The organism is Pseudomonas sp. BN417 (assembly GCF_029871205.1).
GTDB lineage: Bacteria > Pseudomonadota > Gammaproteobacteria > Pseudomonadales > Pseudomonadaceae > Metapseudomonas.
The window spans coordinates 1-18482 of the sequence record NZ_SSOJ01000131.1 but is presented as its reverse complement, the minus strand read 5'-3'; the positions used below and the strand labels follow the sequence as shown (position 1 = coordinate 18482).

General features: G+C 66.1%; 17 protein-coding genes. 7 read left to right on the top strand and 10 right to left on the bottom strand.

All coding sequences use genetic code 11. The features are described from left to right. Positions 1 to 345: 345 nt before the first annotated feature. The 4 genes from E8F11_RS17005 to E8F11_RS16990 form a co-directional block, all read right to left on the bottom strand. Positions 346 to 2127: an ABC transporter transmembrane domain-containing protein gene (locus E8F11_RS17005; protein ID WP_280290022.1), complete on the bottom strand. Its 1782-nt coding sequence runs from the start codon at positions 2125 to 2127 to the stop codon at positions 346 to 348. 8 nt (positions 2128 to 2135) lie between these two features. Then, positions 2136 to 2558, bottom strand: coding sequence for a DoxX-like family protein (locus E8F11_RS17000; protein WP_280290021.1), 423 nt, complete (start codon positions 2556 to 2558; stop codon positions 2136 to 2138). Next, complete coding sequence (locus E8F11_RS16995; protein ID WP_280290020.1) at positions 2545 to 2985, bottom strand: thiol-disulfide oxidoreductase DCC family protein; 441 nt, start codon at positions 2983 to 2985, stop codon at positions 2545 to 2547. The genes E8F11_RS17000 and E8F11_RS16995 overlap by 14 nt, the downstream gene beginning before the upstream one ends. Positions 2986 to 3065: 80 nt before the next feature. Next, on the bottom strand, positions 3066 to 4193 hold the full coding sequence (locus tag E8F11_RS16990; protein WP_280290019.1) for an ATP-NAD kinase family protein: 1128 nt from the start codon (positions 4191 to 4193) through the stop codon (positions 3066 to 3068). Positions 4194 to 4384: 191 nt separating this feature from the next. Between E8F11_RS16990 and E8F11_RS16985 the strand changes: the two genes are divergently transcribed. Beyond that, positions 4385 to 4561, top strand: a complete 177-nt coding sequence (locus E8F11_RS16985) for a PA1571 family protein (RefSeq protein WP_280290018.1) — start codon at positions 4385 to 4387, stop codon at positions 4559 to 4561. 33 nt (positions 4562 to 4594) lie between these two features. On the opposite strand, the gene pdxB is transcribed toward E8F11_RS16985, so the two are convergent. Beyond that, positions 4595 to 5737 carry a 4-phosphoerythronate dehydrogenase PdxB gene (pdxB, locus tag E8F11_RS16980; protein WP_280290017.1) on the bottom strand — a complete coding sequence of 381 codons (1143 nt, stop codon included), beginning with the start codon at positions 5735 to 5737 and terminating at the stop codon, positions 4595 to 4597. Between the two features lie 263 nt (positions 5738 to 6000). On the opposite strand from pdxB, the gene E8F11_RS16975 reads away from it, so the two are divergent. After that, positions 6001 to 7383 carry an MATE family efflux transporter gene (locus E8F11_RS16975; RefSeq protein ID WP_280290016.1) on the top strand — a complete coding sequence of 461 codons (1383 nt, stop codon included), beginning with the start codon at positions 6001 to 6003 and terminating at the stop codon, positions 7381 to 7383. A gap of 60 nt (positions 7384 to 7443) precedes the next feature. On the opposite strand, the gene E8F11_RS16970 is transcribed toward E8F11_RS16975, so the two are convergent. Together E8F11_RS16970 and tusA are read right to left on the bottom strand one after the other, a co-directional pair. Next, complete coding sequence (locus E8F11_RS16970; RefSeq protein WP_280290015.1) at positions 7444 to 7899, bottom strand: gamma-glutamylcyclotransferase; 456 nt, start codon at positions 7897 to 7899, stop codon at positions 7444 to 7446. Beyond that, a complete protein-coding gene (tusA, locus tag E8F11_RS16965) occupies positions 7899 to 8138 on the bottom strand; it encodes a sulfurtransferase TusA (protein ID WP_280290014.1) in 240 nt (79 codons plus the stop codon). Before tusA ends, E8F11_RS16970 begins: the two co-directional genes overlap by 1 nt. A 167-nt stretch (positions 8139 to 8305) precedes the next feature. Between tusA and E8F11_RS16960 the strand changes: the two genes are divergently transcribed. Together E8F11_RS16960 and E8F11_RS16955 are read left to right on the top strand one after the other, a co-directional pair. Next, the gene (locus E8F11_RS16960) at positions 8306 to 9850 is read left to right on the top strand and encodes an alpha/beta fold hydrolase (RefSeq protein ID WP_280290013.1); all 1545 of its coding nucleotides are present in this window, start codon (positions 8306 to 8308) and stop codon (positions 9848 to 9850) included. Between the two features lie 39 nt (positions 9851 to 9889). Then, positions 9890 to 10057 carry a hypothetical protein gene (locus E8F11_RS16955; RefSeq protein ID WP_280290012.1) on the top strand — a complete coding sequence of 56 codons (168 nt, stop codon included), beginning with the start codon at positions 9890 to 9892 and terminating at the stop codon, positions 10055 to 10057. A 62-nt stretch (positions 10058 to 10119) separates the two neighbouring features. Here E8F11_RS16955 and rlmM read toward each other — a convergent pair whose 3' ends face one another. Further along, positions 10120 to 11169 carry a 23S rRNA (cytidine(2498)-2'-O)-methyltransferase RlmM gene (gene rlmM / locus E8F11_RS16950; protein WP_280290011.1) on the bottom strand — a complete coding sequence of 350 codons (1050 nt, stop codon included), beginning with the start codon at positions 11167 to 11169 and terminating at the stop codon, positions 10120 to 10122. A 215-nt stretch (positions 11170 to 11384) separates the two neighbouring features. Between rlmM and acnA the strand changes: the two genes are divergently transcribed. Then, positions 11385 to 14075: an aconitate hydratase AcnA gene (gene acnA, locus E8F11_RS16945; protein ID WP_280290010.1), complete on the top strand. Its 2691-nt coding sequence runs from the start codon at positions 11385 to 11387 to the stop codon at positions 14073 to 14075. 226 nt (positions 14076 to 14301) lie between these two features. Next, positions 14302 to 15867 carry a PAS domain-containing methyl-accepting chemotaxis protein gene (locus tag E8F11_RS16940; protein WP_280290009.1) on the top strand — a complete coding sequence of 522 codons (1566 nt, stop codon included), beginning with the start codon at positions 14302 to 14304 and terminating at the stop codon, positions 15865 to 15867. A 294-nt stretch (positions 15868 to 16161) separates the two neighbouring features. Here the strand turns inward: E8F11_RS16940 and rhuM are convergent, their stop codons facing one another. Together rhuM and E8F11_RS16930 are read right to left on the bottom strand one after the other, a co-directional pair. Then, complete coding sequence (gene rhuM / locus E8F11_RS16935) at positions 16162 to 16665, bottom strand: RhuM family protein (RefSeq protein ID WP_280290008.1); 504 nt, start codon at positions 16663 to 16665, stop codon at positions 16162 to 16164. A 69-nt stretch (positions 16666 to 16734) separates the two neighbouring features. Next, positions 16735 to 17352, bottom strand: coding sequence for an alpha/beta family hydrolase (locus tag E8F11_RS16930; protein ID WP_280290007.1), 618 nt, complete (start codon positions 17350 to 17352; stop codon positions 16735 to 16737). A gap of 108 nt (positions 17353 to 17460) precedes the next feature. Between E8F11_RS16930 and E8F11_RS16925 the strand changes: the two genes are divergently transcribed. Next, the coding region (locus E8F11_RS16925; RefSeq protein WP_280290006.1) for a cbb3-type cytochrome c oxidase subunit I at positions 17461 to 18482 on the top strand (1022 nt) is incomplete at its 3' end.

Genomic DNA, 18482 nt, shown 5'->3' with positions numbered 1-18482 from the left:
ACGAGCGGCATGGATGCCGCGAGAGGCGTGTGGGGCCAGGGATGGCCCCTCGCGCCGTGCCCCGGCGCGACGCTGGAGCGAGGGAACCCGGCGCAGCCGGGCCGGATGCTGGGGCAAGCGCTTTTGGTTACTTTTCTGGCGACTGAGAAAAGTGACTCGCCGGGAGGCGAAACCGAGACTCGAAACCCACTCGGCAATGAGCCGAACGAAAAGACTCCAAGCCCCCTCACACCGGATTGCCAATCCGGCGTGAGCCCCATTCCCCCGTAATCCGCGAAGAACCTTTTTTATTGCGCGTGGAGATGCGGCTCGGCGCCCACCTACAACCCCGGAGGCACGGCAGCGCTACTCCAGCTCAGGTTCGTCCCGGGTCCCGAATTGCAGCTCCGCCAGCCGCGCATAGAGCGGGTTGCTGGCCACCAGCTGCCCGTGGCGCCCGATGGCCACCACCTTTCCCCGCTCCATCACCGCGATGCGGTCGGCGTTCTGTACCGTAGCCAGGCGGTGGGCGATCACCAGGGTGGTGCGGCCACTCATCAGGGTCGGCAGCGCCTGCTGGATCAGGTGTTCGCTTTCCGCGTCCAGGGCGCTGGTAGCTTCATCCAGCAGCAGGATGGGCGCATCCACCAGCAGCGCGCGGGCGATGGCCAGTCGCTGCCGCTGGCCGCCGGACAGGCCGATACCACCCTCCCCCAGGTGGGTCTGGTAACCCTGGGGCAGGCGGGTGATGAACTCGTGGGCGTGGGCCGCGCGCGCCGCCGCTTCCACCTCGGTGTCGCTGGCCTCGGGGCGACCGTAGCGGATGTTGTCCTCGACGCTGCCGAAGAACAGCGCCGGATTCTGCGACACCAGGGCGAAGCAGCGGCGCAGGTCGGCGGGGTCGAGCTGTTTCAGCTCCGTACCTTCCACCAGGATGGCGCCCTCCTGAGGGTCGAAGAAGCGCAGCAGCAACTCGAACACCGTCGACTTGCCGGCCCCGGAAGGCCCTACCAGGGCCAGGGTCTCGCCGGGACGTATATCCAGGCTGACACCGTCCAGGGCATTGACCTGGGGGCGGTTGGGATAGGCGAAGCGCACATCTCGCAGCTCGATGCGGCCACTGACCCGCGGTGGCAGCAGCGCACCTCCTCCTGCCGGTGCGACGATGGCGTTTCGCGCCTGGAGCAGCTCGGCAATGCGCTCCGCCGCACCGGCAGCGCTCTGCAGTTCACCGATGACTTCGCTGACGGCACCGAATGCGGCGCCGACTATCAGGCTGTAGAAGACGAATGCCGCCAGGTCGCCGGGCGAGATGCGCCCGGCTATCACGTCCGTGCCGCCGACCCAGAGCATCACTCCGACGGCGCCGAGCACCAGCACTATGACCAGCGTGATCAGCCAGGCGCGCTGGGCGATGCGCAGCCGCGCGGTATCGAAGGCCCCTTCCACCGTACGGGCGAAGCGCTGGCGATCCTGCGCCTGGTGGTTGTAGGCCTGCACCGTCTTGATCTGCCCCAGGGTCTCGCCCACGTAGCTGCCGACATCGGCGATGCGGTCCTGGCTCTGCCGCGACAGGCGCCGGACGCGGCGGCCGAAAACCAGGATGGGTGCCAGCACCAGTGGCAGCGCCAGCAGCACGATGCCAGTGAGCTTGGGATTGGTGATGAACAACAGGACGATGCCGCCGACCAGCATGATGCCGTTGCGCAGCGCCATGGACAGGGATGAGCCGATCACCGATTGCAGCAGGGTGGTGTCGGCGGTCAGCCGCGACTGGATTTCCGAGGCGCGGTTGCTCTCATAGAAGCCGGGGTGCAGCTGGACGAGATGGTCGAACACGCGCTTGCGAATATCCGCGACGAAGCGCTCGCCAATCCAGGACACCAGGTAGAAACGGGTGAAGGTGCCGACGGCCAGGGCCAGCACCAGTGCGAAGAACAGCATGATCGTCTGCTGCAGCGCCGCCTGGGACTGGGTCGTCAGCCCCTGGTCCACCAGGAGGCGGATGCCCTGCCCCATGGACAGGGTGATTGCGGCGGTGAACAGCAACGCCAGCAAGGCACCGAGCACCCGCCAACGATAGGGCGAGACGAAACGGCCAGCCATGCGCAGCGCATTGCGCTGCCGTGCAGAAAGTAAGGATGCCATCGAAGGACTCAGTCGGTTTGCCCAAGGGGTTGCACACCGCCCTGATCGGCAGTGACCGGCGCTTCCGCCCACCAGCCCACCAGGCACAGGCAGAGCGCCAACAGGTTGGTGGAAAACGGGTTGAAAGCCTCGATCAGGAGACCTGGGGCGAACAGCGCCACATCCAGCAGCAGCCCGGCCAGCAGGAACGCCGCCAGGGCCAGCGGCCAGCGCTGCCGGCGCACGCCCAGCAGCACCAGGGCCAGGGCAATCTCCGCAAGGCCGGTGAGGGACGCCACCAGCTCCACCCGGGTAAAGCCGTGGGCGACGATCATCAGTTTTTCGTCGGCGCTCAGCCAGAGCAGCTTGGGCACCAGGCCGTGGTAGAGGAACAGCAGCGCCAGCCCCCAACGAGCCAGGGCGGCGAAACGACGCGATTCAGTGATCAGCATGCAGAAAGCGCCCTTCATGGTCGGGCGACGGCAGCAGGCAGACCTCGTACCGACCGAAGAGACGATAGCGATTGAGGGCGATGCGGTCATAGCACCAGTCCCGCAGGCCCAGGGGCAGGAAGCGGAACAACCCCAGCATTGGCCAGGGCGCTGGTAGCTGACGGAGAATACGTGCTATGGCTTCGGAGCGAACGACCAGCTCGCGGCCCTCGACATAGAGCATGGTGGCGTAGCTATCGGTGGGCATGCCGAACCAGTGCAGGATCGCCTGGCCTTCCGGGGATTGCACCGATGCCAGCTTGAAGACCCGCTCCCGGTCATGGCGGATCAGGAACTTCGCCCAGCCGTTGCAAAGCTTGCACACACCGTCGAAGAGCACGACACGCTCGCCGGGCCGGATATGGGGCGGGTACTGATCGGCATCCATCGCGATGCTCCTGCATCCACGGGAAACTGATGCCGATAGTAGCCGATACTCCCTGGTCTCAGTGAAACGCGACCCTTGAGTCAGCTCGCATCGCCCCAACCCACGGGATACAGCAGTTCTTCCTTGTAACCGGCCCAGACCCGCACTGCATCGGGGAAGTGCTCGTCGAGGGCAGGATCGCCGCTGTCCACCAGCAAGGGCCGGCCCGCCAGGGTGCCGAGCTTGCGCTTGGTGGCCACCACCCGCAGGTGCTCCAAGCCGATGGCGCGCAGCACGCGCGGGCTGATCTGCTGATTGCCGCGGCCGATGATATGGCCCTGCCCACCGATGGCGGTGACCAGCAGCCGCGCCGGATGGCCGTCCACCAGCTCGAAGAGTTGCGCCTCGGTAACATCCCGCGCCAGCACCTGGCCGTTCTCGACAACGTCCACGCCCAGCAGGGTGGTCTCCAGCCCCAGGTTCGCGGCCAGGCCGTGCAGGGTCGAGCCGGGGCCGAAGACGTAGCGCACCCCCTCCTCCCAGCTGTCGGCCAGCCAGTCGGCCAGCTCCACCAGCACCAGCTCCTCGGACTCCATGCCGCCCTGCTTCACGTTCTGCATGAAATGGCCTTCCTCAGGCACCGTCAGCTCGCCGTACCAGCGTGCGGCCACCTTGCCATCGCGCAGGGCGGACTCGTCCAGGTCACGTACCTCACCACTGGCCAGGCGCACCAGCCCGCCCTCCACCAGCCGCCGCGCCAGCTCCCCGGCAGCGCGCGGGCTGATGGCATAGACCCCCGAATGGATCTTCACCCCGGCGGGAATGCCCAGCACCGGCTGGCCCTCGCGCACCACGGCGCTGACATCCCGCGCCGTACCATCGCCGCCAGCGAAGAGGATCAGCGCCACGCCGGCCTCCTGCAGGGCCTCGACCGCATGGCGGGTATCCTCGGCGTGGGTCTGCGGCCCATCGAGATGGCCCAATACCCGGTGCACAAAGCCCATCTCCGCCAACAGGTCGGCCCCCATGGGGCCGGGGAAGGTGAGGAACTGGATACGCCCGACGAGCGGCAGCAGGCACTCCAGGGCCAGGCGCGTGCGCATCGTCGCCCTGGGCTCGGCGCCTCTGGCAAGGGCTTCTGCGGCGACCCCGTCGCTGCCCTTGAGTGCCGCCGGGCCACCCAGACCGGCCAGTGGGTTGATGATCAGCCCCATATGGAACATGGACATGCTAAACCTCGTACTGAACTCGCCCCCCGTGCGGGGGTCCATCCACCAGGACCAGGACGCTCGCAGTTGGCATGTTCACTGCTGGTGTTTCCTGGTCTTTCGTTTTTCCGGCGCATTGCCGGCGCCAACTGTCACTGCGTGTTCATCTACCGTACCTAGACTGCGCGCATTACCTGAAGAGGAGACAGGCCATGAGCTTGCACGACAGCAATTCCGACGCCCGGGTGATTCCGCTGCAGCAACGTCGTCCCGTGGGTGGCGCTATCATCGACGCCCAGGGCCGTGAGATTCCGATCACCGAGACCATGATCCAGCGCGCCTGCCAGGAACTGCACAAGCAGCTGGCGTCCGAGCTGAAACAGGTCTGAGCCTTTGCGCCCGGGGCAATCCCGGGCCGCTTCCTACACCAGTTCCGCCCCCAAGGCCCGGACTATTTCCGCCAGCCTCGGCGCATCCCCCGCCAGACGCACCCGCAGCCCGTCGATCTCGCGCCGCACCGGATAGTGCTTGCGCAAGGCATCGAAAGCGGCACGGCGCTGGGCCTCGTCACCGATCAGGCTGCGGCGGAAATCGGCATCATCGCGGCGCGGATCGTAGACCGCCCGACACAGGGTGGCCAGGGCCCAGTTGGGGTCGCAAGCGGCATCCAGGGCCAGTTCGCCCAGCCAGGGCGCCGGCAACAGCTCGTCCAGCCGGACACTCTCGGCCTCGCCGCTGAACCGGCACCAGGCCTGGTAGATCTGCGCCGTGCCACGCAACTTGCCGTCCAGGCTGTAACCGGCGATATGCGGAGTGGCGATCCGGCACAGGCGCGCCAGTTCCACGTCCGCCTGGGGCTCGCCTTCCCAGACATCCAGCACCGCGCGCAGGTCGCCACGGCGGCCCAGCACGTCGCGCAGGGCCTGGTTGTCCACCACCGCGCCACGGCTGGCATTGACCAGCCAGGCGCCGGAACGCAGGCCCTCCAGACGTCCGGCATCCAGCAGGTGGCGGGTCGGGTGCGCGCCCCCGGCGTCCAGCGGCGTATGCAGGCTGATGGTGTCGCACTCGCGGATAACGGTCTCCAGATCGACGTAGTCACCGCCTTCGGCAGTCTGGCGCGGCGGGTCACAAACCAACACAGGCCAGCCGAGGCCGCGCAGCACCTCGACCAGGCGTCCGCCCACCTGGCCGGCGCCAACCACCCCATAGGTGCGCGAAGCGAGGTCCGCCCCCTCGTCCTCGGCCAGCACCAGCAGGCTGCCGAGCACGTAGTCGACCACGCCGCGGGCGTTGCAGCCGGGCGCACTGGACCAGGCGATGCCGGCCTCGCTGAAGTAGTCGAGATCAAGATGGTCGGTGCCTATGGTGCAGGTACCGACGAAACGCACAGGGCTGCCGGCCAGCAGGGCACGGTCGACGCGGGTCACCGAACGCACCAGCAGGAGGTCGGCGTCCGCCAGTGCAGCGGCATCGATGGCGCGGCCGGGCAGGCGGCGGATTTCGCCCAGGCCGCCGAAGAAGGAATCGACCAGGGGTATGTTTTCGTCGGCAACTATTCGCATGGCAGGCTCCGGCAGAGAGACCGCTATTCTACGCAATCGGCCCGCCTGGCGCGCTAATGCTGCCCGTCCGCCCCCTTTCCTGACCAACACGTCAGGGCGTAGACTAGCCGTCCCTCAGCCTCCACGTCCCGTTCCGCCGGCAGCCTCTTCTGCAAAGGCTGGGATAGTGCAACGTTGCGAGCCCGTCGCAGCCAGGCAGCATCCAACTCCCTGCCACCTAATGCCTGGACGCCACTGGTATGCCCAGTGGATGACTGATTGAAATGGAACTATCAGTGAACCCCGCTCAAACCCGTTTCAGCCGCGCCAGCCTTGAGCTGCGCGCGCTGCTCAAGCTGGCCGCACCGATCATGATCGCCCAGCTTTCTAACTCCGCCATGGGCTTCGTCGATGCGGTGATGGCCGGTCGCGTCAGCCCACGCGACCTGGCCGCCGTAGCGCTGGGCAACTCCATCTGGATTCCGGTGTTCCTGCTGATGACCGGCATCCTCCTGGCCACCACCGCCAAGGTGGCCGAGCGCTTCGGCGCCGGCAAGCAGGACGAGATCGGCCCACTGGTGCGCCAGGCGCTCTGGCTGGCCCTGGTGGTCGGCCTCTGCGGTGCCCTGCTGCTGCTCAACGCCCGTCCGGTGCTGGAGATGATGGGCGTGGACCAGGATCTGATCGACCCCGCCATGGGCTACTTGCAGGGCATCGCCTTCGGTTTCCCCGCCGTGGCCCTCTACTACGTGTTGCGCTGCTTCAGCGACGGCCTCGGCCGTACCCGCCCGAGCATGGTGCTGGGTATCTGCGGGCTGCTGCTGAACATCCCGCTTAACTATGTGCTGATCTACGGCCACCTGGGCATGCCGGCCCTGGGTGGCGTAGGTTGCGGCTGGGCCAGCGGCCTGGTGATGTGGTTCATGCTGCTGGGCATGCTGAGCTGGGTGACCCGTGCCCCGGCCTACAAGTCGAGCCGACTGTTCAGCCGGTTCGACAAGCCGCAGTGGTTGATGATCAAGCGTCTGCTTTCGATTGGCGGCCCCATCGGCATCGCGGTATTCGCCGAATCAAGCATCTTCGCCGTGATCGCCCTGCTGATCGGTGGACTGGGGGCCACAGTGGTGGCCGGGCACCAGATCGCGCTGAACTTCAGCGCCCTGATCTTCATGATTCCCTATGCCCTGGCCATGGCCGTCACAGTACGCGTCGGCCAGGCTCTGGGCCGCGGCGAGCCACGGGAAGCACGCTTCGCCGCCGGCATCGGCATCGCTACCGCGCTGGCCTACGCCTGCCTGTCCGCCAGCCTGATGCTGCTGTGCCGCGAACTGATCGCGAAGATGTATTCGCCCGATCCGCAGGTGATAGCGGTGGCAGCCATGCTGATCGTCTATTCGGCGCTCTTCCAGTTCTCCGATGCCATCCAGGTCGCCGCAGCCGGCGCCCTGCGCGGATACCTGGACACCCGCGCGACCATGCTCATCACCCTCTTCGCCTACTGGGGCATCGGCCTGCCGGTGGGCTACGCCCTCGGCCTGTCCGATTGGCTGGGCGAGCCGAGCGGACCCAAGGGCCTCTGGCAAGGACTGGTGGTGGGCCTGACCTGTGCGGCCGTGCTGCTCAGCGTGCGCCTGGCGCGTAGTTCAAGGGCAAGGATCCGGAGCTAATGAAAAGGGCCGCACTCAACGGCCATTTTTCCTTCCGACGAAGGCATTCCTGCGGAACCGTCATTCGTCGGGATGCGCCGGTACCGCCGCAAGGGATTCCCAGTAGCTCGGCGTCAGGAAGTCCCGCCCGGCCAGCAGGTGCTCCAGGTAGCTGCGGGTCGGCGAGAGGCCCGGTTCGCGCATGGCCGGGTTGGCGATGTAGACCCAGGCCGGCTGCACGCCTTTTTCGGTGATCACCGGCATGCGCTCGCGGCTGTAGAAGATCGGCGTGCCCTCGAAAGGGTCCATCTTCCAGATTTCGTCCTCATGGGCCAGGCGATAGAGCACGCCTTCCACCACTCCGCCCTGCTGGTGGCGGATATTCGCGTAGGAACGGCCGGGACGGTCATGGGCGCGCTTGTCGAAGCACAGGGAGTAGCCTTCCAGGCGCCCCGCCAGGGCTTCGCTGAAATCCAGACCGCGGCTGCGCATGCGCGCCGGGTTCATGTTCGAGCCGTAGGCGAAGTAGTAGGGCATCAGTCGGTCTTCTTGCGGATCCAGTAGAGATAGGTACCCGCCTCTTCCGACTGGTCCAGCAGTTCATGGCCGAGGAAGACGCAGAACTTGGGAATGTCGCGGCGCGTCGAGGGGTCGGTGGCGATCACCTTGAGCAGGCCGCCGGCCGGCAGTTCGCGCACCTTGTTGTGCAGCATCATCACCGGCTCTGGGCAGTTCAGGCCGGTGGCGTCGAGGATGGCATCAGGCTGTTGGGACATGGGGCACTCCGAAAACTGGCGGCTATTGTGGCGCAAAGCCGGGAGTCCGCCCAGCCTTGCCGGCGCCGCTGCGACGTCCGGCCACAGCGCGACACAACCTTGGATGGGCGCCCCACCGCATGGCCATCGGGCAAGCTGCGCGAATCATTATCAGCAGATGAATTCCGATGCGTCTCGCCAGCCTGTTCATCGCCCTCCTCCTACTCGGCGGCTGCGCCGCCCGCGAACAATTGCCCGATTTCGGGCCCCTCGCCGACCGAGAACTGCCCGCCTCGCATTTTGAGACGGTGATAACTGCGCGCGACGGCACACGAATTTCGGCGACCGTCTTCCAGCCGGCGCTCAGGCCAGGTGAACAGGCGCCTCTGGTGGTGCACACCCATGGCTGGGGCGGCTGGCGGGTGACCGGACCGGACGGTTTCTACGGCCGGCAGATGATGTCCGGTCGCGCCGCGCTCAAGGCCTGGCGCGCCGGTTTCTGGGTGATCAGCTACGACCAGCGCGGCTGGGGCGGCAGCGATGGCGATATCGAGATGATGGACCCTCGCTACGAAGTGCAGGACGCCCTGGCGGTAATCGACTGGGCCAGCGCCCATCTGCCGCGCCTGGCCATGGATGGTCCCGGCGATCCGCGCGTCGGCATGCTCGGCGAAAGCTACGGCGGCGCCGTGCAACTGCTGGCCTCGGCCGAGGACCCGCGCATCGACGCCATAGTGCCCATCGCCACCTGGTACGACCTGTCCGAGGCCCTGGCGCCGGGCGGCCGCATGAAGGTGGGCTGGACCGGGGTGTTGCTGGGCCTGGGCGTCGCCACCGGCTACGACCTCGGCAAGTTCACCCAGGCACCCTACCTGAAAAGTGCGGGTGGCGAGATGGCGCCCCAGGTCCGGGCTGAGCTCAAGGCCCATAGCCTGGCCAGTTACTGCCAGCGCGGCCAGCGGCCCCATGCCGACGCACTGCTGATCCAGGGACTGCGTGACACCCTGTTTCCCCTCGACCAGGGCCTGGCGATCCGCGATTGCCTGCGCCAGGGCGAAGCTGACGTGCGTCTGCTGGGCATGCAGGGCGGCCACATACTGCCGCCGCCCCTGCAGCGCTGGAGCGGCCTGCCACCCTTCAACAACGAGCCCGTGCTGCATTGCGGTGAGCGCGCCATCAATCTCTATCAGGCAGTGGTCGCCTGGTACGAGGACAAGCTACGCAATCGCCCCGGCGCCGCCGACAGCGTACCGGACCTCTGCCTCAGCCTGGACCTGGGCAACGGCCTGGCCCTGCATCATCTACCGCAGACCGAGGCACCCCAGCCCTTGCCGGAAACCCGCATTCGCCCGCTGACCAGCGGCTGGTTGAGCCCGGCCACCTTCATCCCCCTGCGCAAGGTGGACGCCGCCAGCGGACTGGTGGGCAGCGCCCGCCTGCATCTGGAGCGGGCGGCCGACACGCCGCTGCTGTTCGCCTCGCTGGCCGTGCGAAGGGCCGGAGGCGGCATCGAGGTGCTGAGCGAACAGGTCACGCCACTCAACGCCCGCCAGATCGATCTGGCCGCCACCAGCGCGCTGCTCCAGCCCGGTGACGAACTGGGCCTGCGGGTCAGCGGCTTCAGCGGTCAGTACCTGTTCAATAGTTCGTGGAATCCTCGCGCCGCGACGCTCAAGGGCGAAATCAGCCTGCCGCCGCTACTGCCACTGGAGGCGCCGCTGGCCAGGCAGTGAAAGCCGGCGCAGCATGGGGCATTTCCCGGAGGGTGCGGCATGGCCCAGGCTTCCGAGCGCAGCTGGTGCGTCAAGCGGCTGGATGACAATGGCAATGAGTTCGTCTTGCGCGCGGGGCTGACCCGCGAGGAAGCCGAGCGCCTGGCCGCGGAATACCAGGCGCGGGGGCACAAGCAGAGTTACTGGGTGAGCCGGATGCGGGATTGAAAGGGGAGTGAACCTACTGGAAATGCACGAACCCACAATGGATCAGCGCCATCAGCCGCTCCCTACAGCCTGCGCAGATGGCAGGTCACTTCCTCGCGGTCGTGATAGAGCTGCTTGCAACCGATGGATACCTTCAGCCCCCGCCCCTTGAGCCCATCGTCGATGCGCGCGAGCAGCTTCTGCACCTCGGCATAACGCTGTTTCATCGGCAGCTTGAGGTTGACCACGGCCTCCTGGCACCAGCCCTCGCCCAGCCAGGTCTCGATCATCGCGGCGGTGCGCGCCGGCTTCTCCACGATGTCGCAGACCATCCAGTTCACCGGCCGCCGCGGCTTGAAGGTGAAGCCGTCGGCGCGCTGATGCTCGACGAAACCGGAGTACATCAGGTTCTCGGCCATCGGGCCGTTGTCCACCGCCGTCACCTTGATTTCCCGCTGCACCAGCTGCCAGGTCCAGCCGCCGGGGGCGGCGCCCAGGTCCACGGCGGTCATGCCCGGCGCGAGGCGCTTGTCCCAGTCGGCGCGGGGGATGAAGTGATGCCAGGCTTCCTCCAGCTTGAGGGTCGAACGGCTCGGCGCCTCGCGGGGGAATTTCAGGCGCGGGATACCCATGGGCCAGAGCGCCGAATTGTTCGACTCGGCCAGGCCGACAAAGGCCTCTCGGCCGCTGCGGAAGGTCAGCAGCAGGCGCGGCAGCTGCGGATCGTCCTTGAGCCGGCCGGCCTTGGCCAGGGCAGCGCGCAGGGGCTTTTCGAATTTGCGGCAGAAGGTCGACAGCTCCTTGCCATCGTTGGTATCCAGCACCTCCAGCCAGAGGCTGCCGCACACCGGGAAGCCGGCCAGCGCCTCCAGCAGCACGCCGATGCGATCGGTTTCCGGCAGGTCGACATATTCGCCGCGGGCCCACTGGCGGGGAAAGATCAGTTGGCCGAAGCGCAGCTTGCGCATCATCCGCTCTGCATCGCCGGGCTCGGTGCAAATGAACTCGGCACAGGCGCTCTGCGGCTTGGCCTTGGCGTAGCCGGCCACGTCGAGGCGGGCGGCATGTTCGGAAATCTCGGCACAGACCTCGCCCTCGAAGCCGGGGCGGCAGTGCAGCAACAGAGTGTTCATCGGGGGCTCCTCCTGGGCGCGCACTATAGTTGCGCGGCGGCTGTTTTCACACAGGCCAAGGAGTAATTTCCTACAGCCGGGCGCTCTGTCTCCGGGGAACCCGGGGCGCGCCCAGCCGGTCGGCTACTATGGCGAGACCCGCCAAGCAGGACTAGCTTTTAAGGTTCTGTACGAGCAGCCGGCCCATGCCGTGTGGGCCAAAAGGAGATTTCCCAATGCCTTCCCTGGATAGCCTGAACTGCCGCCGCAGCCTCGATGTCGCTGGCAAGACATACCACTACTTCAGCCTTCCCGAGGCCGCCAAGCGCCTCGGCCCCATCGACAAGTTGCCGATGTCGATGAAAGTGCTGCTGGAGAACCTGCTGCGATGGGAGGACGACGAAACCGTCAGTGCCGCCGATCTCAAGGCCCTCGCCGACTGGCTCGGCCCGCGCAGCTCGGAGCGGGAGATCCAGTACCGCCCGGCGCGAGTGCTGATGCAGGACTTCACCGGCGTACCGGCAGTGGTCGACCTGGCCGCCATGCGCGCCGCCGTGGCCGCTGCCGGCGGCGACCCGCAGCAGATCAACCCGCTGTCACCGGTCGACCTGGTGATCGACCACTCGGTGATGGTGGACCGCTTCGCCTCCCAGGCCGCCTTCGAGCAGAACGTCGAGATCGAGATGCAGCGCAATGGCGAACGTTACGCCTTCCTGCGCTGGGGCCAGCGCGCCTTCGATAACTTCAGCGTAGTGCCACCGGGCACCGGCATCTGCCACCAGGTCAACCTGGAATACCTCGCCCGCACCGTTTGGACCCGGGAAGAAGACGGCATCACCTGGGCCTTCCCCGACACCCTGGTCGGGACCGACTCCCACACCACCATGATCAACGGCCTCGGCGTCCTCGGCTGGGGCGTCGGCGGCATCGAGGCCGAAGCCGCGATGCTCGGCCAACCGGTATCCATGCTGATTCCCGAGGTGATCGGCTTCAAGCTCACCGGCAAGCTCCGCGAAGGCATCACCGCCACCGACCTGGTGCTCACCGTCACCCAGATGCTGCGCAAGAAGGGCGTGGTGGGGAAATTCGTCGAGTTCTACGGCGACGGCTTGGCCGACCTGCCCCTGGCCGACCGCGCCACCATCGCCAACATGGCCCCGGAATACGGCGCCACTTGCGGCTTCTTCCCGGTGGACGAGATCACCCTGGGCTACTTGCGCCTGTCCGGCCGCCCGGAGGAGACGGTGCAGTTGGTAGAGGCCTACAGCAAGGCCCAGGGCCTGTGGCGGGAGCCCGGCCATGAGCCCGCGTTCACCGACAGCCTGGCACTGGACCTCTCCAACGTTGTAGCCAGCCTGGCCGGCCCGCGGCGCCCGCAGGACCGTGTGCCGCTACCCCAGGTACCCCAGGCCTTCGACGAACTCCTCGGCCTGCAACTCAAGCCCGAAGGCGCGTCGGCTGCGGGCAATGGTCCGGTCACCCTCGACGATGGCCAGAGCTTCCCCCTGGACGATGGTGCGGTGGTTATCGCCGCCATTACGTCCTGCACCAACACCTCCAACCCCAGCGTGATGATGGCCGCCGGCCTGCTGGCGAAGAAGGCCGTGGAAAAGGGCCTCACCCGCAAGCCCTGGGTCAAGTCCTCCCTGGCCCCCGGCTCCAAAGTGGTCACGGAATACTTCAAGGCCGCCGGCCTCACTGACTATCTGGACCAGCTTGGCTTCAACCTGGTGGGCTACGGCTGCACCACCTGTATCGGTAATTCGGGGCCGCTGCTGGAACCCATCGAGCAGGCCATTCAGCAAGCCGACCTGACCGTGGCCTCGGTGCTTTCCGGCAACCGCAACTTCGAGGGCCGGGTGCACCCGCTGGTGAAAGCCAACTGGCTGGCCTCGCCGCCTCTGGTGGTGGCCTACGCCCTGGCCGGCAGCATACGCCTGGACCTCGCCAGCCAACCCCTGGGCCAGGGCAAGGACGGCCAACCGGTCTACCTCAAGGACATCTGGCCAAGCCAGCAGGAGATTGCCGCCGCCATCCAGAAAGTGGACACCGCCATGTTCCGCAAGGAATACGCCGCGGTCTTTGCCGGCGATGAGAAATGGCAGTCGATCAAGGTGCCGGAGTCCGACACTTACGCCTGGCAGGCGGACTCGACCTACATCCAGCACCCGCCCTTCTTCGCCAACATCACCGGCGCGCCGCCCAAGGTAGGGGACGTGCGCCAGGCGCGCATCCTCGCCCTGCTGGGCGACTCGGTGACGACCGACCACATCTCCCCCGCCGGCAACATCAAGGCCGACAGCCCGGCCGGGCGCTACTTGCGCGAGCATGGCGTGGCGCCTGTGGACTTCAACTCCTACGGCTCGCGGCGCGGCAACCACGAAGTGATGATGCGCGGCACCTTCGCCAATATCCGCATCCGCAACGAGATGCTCGGCGGCGAGGAAGGCGGCAACACCCTGCATGTGCCCAGCGGCGAGAAGCTGGCGATCTACGACGCCGCCATGCGCTACCAGGCCGAAGGCACGCCGCTGGTGATAGTGGCCGGCAAGGAGTACGGCACCGGGTCCTCCCGCGACTGGGCGGCCAAGGGCACCAACCTGCTGGGGATCAAGGCGGTGGTCGCTGAAAGCTTCGAACGTATCCACCGCTCCAACCTGGTGGGCATGGGCGTGCTGCCGCTGCAATTCAAGGACGGCGACGACCGCAAGACCCTGGGACTGACCGGCAAGGAAACCCTCGCCATCAGGGGGCTGGACGGTGCCGTCCTGCGGCCTCACATGGATCTGCGCCTGGAGATCACCCGTGAGGACGGTTCGAAGGACGACGCCCTGCTGCTGTGCCGCATCGACACCCTGAACGAGGTGGAGTACTTCAAGGCCGGTGGCATCCTGCACTACGTGCTGCGACAACTGCTGGCGGGTTAGGCGTAGGCTCCCCTCTCCCCCGAGCGGGAGAGGGACGGCGAAGCGCCAAGCTGGCCGCTTAGCACGGGCCAATCCCTCACAGGAGCAAACAGCTGAGTGATAAGGGCGACGCGTCCATCATTTGAAGCGGCCGCGGCTTGAGGCTGGGTAGACTATCGCGCAAAGAAAAGGCTCAACCTTAGTGCCTGGATGCCGATAGCAGTCGTAAGCCTTGCGGATGGACACCATGAGAAACAACCAACCTATCACCCAGCGGGAACGCAGCTTCCCGGCCGAACAACGCCTGATCTCCACCACGGACAGCAAGGGTGTGATCACCTATTGCAACGAGGCGTTCATCGATATCAGCGGTTACAGCCGAGAAGAGCTGACCCGCGCGCCCCACAACCTGGTCCGCCACCCCGACGTGCCGCCGGCGGTGTTCGCCCATATGTGGACCACCCTGAAGAAGGGCCGCCCCTGGATGGGGGTGGTGAAGAACCGCTGCAAGAATGGCGACCACTACTGGGTCAACGCCTATGTCACGCCCATCTTCGAAGGCAGCCAGATCACCGGCTACGAGTCGGTGCGGATCAAGCCCAGCGCCGAGCAGGTGCGCCGCGCCGAAGCCCTCTACCAACGCCTGAACGCCGGCAAGTCGGCCATCCCCACCCGCGATCGCTGGTTGCCGGTACTGCAGGACTGGCTGCCCTTCATCCTCATCAGCCAGGTAGGCTTCCTAATCGGCGCCTGGCTGAACTCCCATTGGGGCTTCCTGCTCGCCGCCCTGCTCTCCGTCCCCCTGGGGCTGACCGGCCTGGCTTGGCAGAATCGTGGCATCAAGCGCCTGCTGCACCTGGCCGAACAGACCACCTCGGACCCGCTGATCGCGCAGATGTATACCGACAGCCGTGGTGTCCAGGCGCGCCTGGAAATGGCCATGCTCAGCCAGGAAGCGCGCCTGAAGACCTGCCTGACCCGCCTGCAGGACACCGCCGAGCACCTCACCCAGCAGGCACGCCAGGCCGATACCCTGGCCCACAACAGTTCCGACGGACTGGAACGCCAGCGGGTGGAGACCGAGCAGGTGGCCGCTGCGGTCAACCAGATGGCCGCCACCACCCAGGAAGTGGCCAACAACGTGCAGCGCACCGCCGACGCCACCCAGGAAGCCAATCGCCTGACTAGCCAGGGCCGTCACATCGCCGCCGAGACTCGCGAAGCCATCCAGCGCCTGTCGCGATCGGTGGGCGAAACCGGCGAGACGGTCACCCGCCTGGCCCAGGACAGCAACAAGATCGGCGGCGTGGTCGATGTGATCAAGGGCATTGCCGACCAGACCAACCTGCTGGCGCTCAACGCCGCCATCGAAGCCGCCCGCGCCGGCGAGATGGGCCGCGGCTTCGCCGTAGTCGCCGACGAAGTGCGCCAGCTGGCACAGCGCACGGCGGAATCCACCGGGCAGATCCACCAGTTGATCGCCCAGCTGCAGAAGACCGCCGAAGAGGCCGTACACACCATGGAGCATGGTCGTCGCCAGGCCGACGAAGGTGTCGAGCGCGTGCTCCAGGCCGACCAGGCGCTGGTGGGTATCAGCGAGGCGATGGCCAACATCGCCGATATGGCCGACCAGATCGCTGCCGCCACCGAGGAGCAAAGCGCGGTGGCCGAGCAGATCAACCAGAGCATCAGCAGCATCGCTCACCTGGCCGATCAGACCTCGGGCGAGGCCCAGCGCACCGCCCTGCTCAGTGAGGAACTCACCCACACAGCCCAGGGGCAGTACTCCCTGGTGGACCGGTTCAATCGCTGAAAACGCGGGAATGAAAAAGGGCGCCGGTTGGCGCCCTTTTTTCTTGCCCCTTGTCGCGTGCCCTGACTTGGCTCCGCGCAAATGCCCCCTCACCCCCGGCCCCTCTCCCGCAAGCGGTAGAGGGGTGACTCTCGCCGGCAAGGCCGAGACAAGTCCGAAGCCCAATCGGGCCTGGAACCAAGAAAAAGCGGTGGAGCAAGGACCCCGCCCCGTCAGGAGGCCGAGCGGAATCGTTGCAGAGGGGGACGAGCGGCATGGATGCCGCGAGAGGCGTGCGGGGCCAGGGATGGCCCCTCACGCCGGGCCCCCGGCGCAATGATGGAGGGAGGGGACCCGACGAAGTCGGGCCGGATGCAGGGGCAAGCGTTCTTGGTTACTTCTTTGTGGTTCGGCATCCCGACGTTTGAAAGAAGTGACTCGCCGGGAGGCGAAACAGAAACCCGCAGCTCGCTCGATAAGGAGCATGTGCTCCTTGATGACTCGGAAGCGGGTGCCTTGGACCGATTTGACGCGGTAACCGACCGAGATAATGACGTCGAGGCTGTAGTGGAGGGTTTCGTAGGATTTGCCGTCTGCGGCAGCTATCCGGAAATTCCGGATAACTGCCGGCTCGTCCAACTCCCCCTCATGGAAGATGTTGCGGATATGTTCACTGATCGTACGAATGTTCTTATCGAACAACTCCGCCATCTGCCGCTGGGTCAGCCAGACGGCCTCCCCTTCCAGGCGCACCTCGGTAAGGTGCTCGCCCTCATGCTGGTAGATCAGTACGGGTATATCGGTATGCAGCGAATTCATGCGGGGCCTCGTCCTTGGCAGTATTCGGAACCAGCAGGATGCTGGCATCCGCCAAGGGCCAGGGCCGCGTCAGGCCGTCAGGAATTTCGCTACTTCATCCGCCGCGCTCTGCAGATGCTGCTCATGGGTCAAGCCTGACGCCTTGAGTGGCTTCAGGTCATGGTCCCCCGCCACCAGCCAATGCATGCGAATGGCATCCGAAAGGCTGTAGCCCGTCACCGTCAGCCGGTCGCCCATGGGGTCGCGCTCGCCCTGGACGATCAGGGTCGGCGTATTCAGGTCCGCCAGGTGCGCGACGCGGGGCTTGTCCGCCTTGCCCACGGCGTGGAAGGGATAGCCCAGGCAGACCAGGGCATCGACGCCCAGCTCATCGGCAAGCAGGCTGGCCATGCGCCCGCCCATGGACTTGCCGCCGATGGCCAGCCGCCCTGTGACCTGCTGTCGCACCAAGACATGGATTTCCCGCCAGCAGGCCAGCAATTGCGCCTGCGGATTCGGCGGCCGGCGGCGGCCGTCTTCACGCCGCGCGGCCATGTAGGGGAACTCGAAGCGAACCACGGCAATCCCGCGTGCCGCCAACCTTTGCGCCATGTCGTCCATGAACGGACTGTCCATGGGCGCACCCGCGCCGTGGGCCAGGATCAGGGTGCTCACAACCGGGCCGTCAGGCCTGTTCCACAACAGCATTCAGTCTTCTCCGTCAGTTCGGGGCGATTGATCCAGGTCAATGGCCGCCCAATAGCCTTTCACCATGCTTGCCTCGCAATCCAAAAACCGTGGACGGAAGCCCATAACATGAGCACAGCAAAGAGTACCGCCTATAACTACAAGGTGGTCCGCCAGTTCGCCATCATGACGGTGGTCTGGGGAATCGTCGGGATGGGCCTCGGCGTTCTCATAGCCGCCCAACTGGCCTGGCCGGAACTCAACTTCAACCTGCCCTGGACCAGCTTCGGGCGCCTGCGCCCACTGCACACCAATGCGGTGATCTTCGCCTTCGGGGGCTGCGCGCTGTTCGCAACCTCCTATTACGCGGTGCAACGCACCTGCCAGGTCCGCCTGATCTCCGACAGACTGGCCGCCTTCACCTTCTGGGGCTGGCAGCTGGTGATCGTCCTCGCCGCCATCAGCCTGCCCATGGGCTGGACCAGCTCGAAAGAATATGCCGAGCTGGAATGGCCGATCGACATCCTGATCACCATCGTCTGGGTCAGCTACGCCATCGTCTTCTTCGGCACGGTGGCCAAACGCAAGACCAAGCACATCTACGTCGGCAACTGGTTCTTCGGCGGCTTCATCCTCACCGTGGCCATCCTCCACCTGGTGAACAACCTGGAGCTCCCGGTTACCCTGACCAAGTCCTACTCGCTCTATTCGGGCGCTACCGACGCCATGATCCAATGGTGGTACGGCCACAACGCCGTGGGCTTCTTCCTTACCGCCGGCTTCCTCGGGATGATGTATTACTTCGTGCCGAAGCAGGCCGAGCGCCCGGTGTACTCGTACCGCCTGTCCATCGTGCACTTCTGGGCGCTGATCACCCTGTACATCTGGGCCGGTCCGCACCACCTGCACTACACCGCCCTGCCGGACTGGGCCCAGTCCCTCGGCATGGTGATGTCCCTGGTGCTGCTGGCCCCCTCCTGGGGCGGCATGATCAACGGCATGATGACCCTCTCCGGCGCCTGGCATAAGCTGCGCTCCGACCCGATCCTGCGCTTCCTCGTGGTGTCCCTGGCCTTCTACGGCATGAGCACCTTCGAAGGCCCGATGATGGCCATCAAGACCGTCAACGCCCTGTCCCACTACACCGACTG

Excerpts from the sequence above, each read along its gene's own strand:
- E8F11_RS16940 (WP_280290009.1), top strand. The coding sequence starts at position 14,302 with ATGAGAAACAACCAACCTATCACCCAGCGGGAACGCAGCTTCCCGGCC.
- tusA (WP_280290014.1), bottom strand. The coding sequence starts at position 8,138 with ATGTCCCAACAGCCTGATGCCATCCTCGACGCCACCGGCCTGAACTGC.
- E8F11_RS17005 (WP_280290022.1), bottom strand. The coding sequence starts at position 2,127 with ATGGCATCCTTACTTTCTGCACGGCAGCGCAATGCGCTGCGCATGGCT.
- E8F11_RS16955 (WP_280290012.1), top strand. The coding sequence starts at position 9,890 with ATGGCCCAGGCTTCCGAGCGCAGCTGGTGCGTCAAGCGGCTGGATGAC.
- E8F11_RS16985 (WP_280290018.1), top strand. The coding sequence starts at position 4,385 with ATGAGCTTGCACGACAGCAATTCCGACGCCCGGGTGATTCCGCTGCAG.
- E8F11_RS16970 (WP_280290015.1), bottom strand. The coding sequence starts at position 7,899 with ATGCCCTACTACTTCGCCTACGGCTCGAACATGAACCCGGCGCGCATG.
- E8F11_RS16995 (WP_280290020.1), bottom strand. The coding sequence starts at position 2,985 with ATGGATGCCGATCAGTACCCGCCCCATATCCGGCCCGGCGAGCGTGTC.
- E8F11_RS16975 (WP_280290016.1), top strand. The coding sequence starts at position 6,001 with ATGGAACTATCAGTGAACCCCGCTCAAACCCGTTTCAGCCGCGCCAGC.
- pdxB (WP_280290017.1), bottom strand. The coding sequence starts at position 5,737 with ATGCGAATAGTTGCCGACGAAAACATACCCCTGGTCGATTCCTTCTTC.
- E8F11_RS16990 (WP_280290019.1), bottom strand. The coding sequence starts at position 4,193 with ATGTCCATGTTCCATATGGGGCTGATCATCAACCCACTGGCCGGTCTG.
- acnA (WP_280290010.1), top strand. The coding sequence starts at position 11,385 with ATGCCTTCCCTGGATAGCCTGAACTGCCGCCGCAGCCTCGATGTCGCT.
- rhuM (WP_280290008.1), bottom strand. The coding sequence starts at position 16,665 with ATGAATTCGCTGCATACCGATATACCCGTACTGATCTACCAGCATGAG.
- E8F11_RS17000 (WP_280290021.1), bottom strand. The coding sequence starts at position 2,558 with ATGCTGATCACTGAATCGCGTCGTTTCGCCGCCCTGGCTCGTTGGGGG.
- E8F11_RS16960 (WP_280290013.1), top strand. The coding sequence starts at position 8,306 with ATGCGTCTCGCCAGCCTGTTCATCGCCCTCCTCCTACTCGGCGGCTGC.
- rlmM (WP_280290011.1), bottom strand. The coding sequence starts at position 11,169 with ATGAACACTCTGTTGCTGCACTGCCGCCCCGGCTTCGAGGGCGAGGTC.
- E8F11_RS16930 (WP_280290007.1), bottom strand. The coding sequence starts at position 17,352 with ATGCTGTTGTGGAACAGGCCTGACGGCCCGGTTGTGAGCACCCTGATC.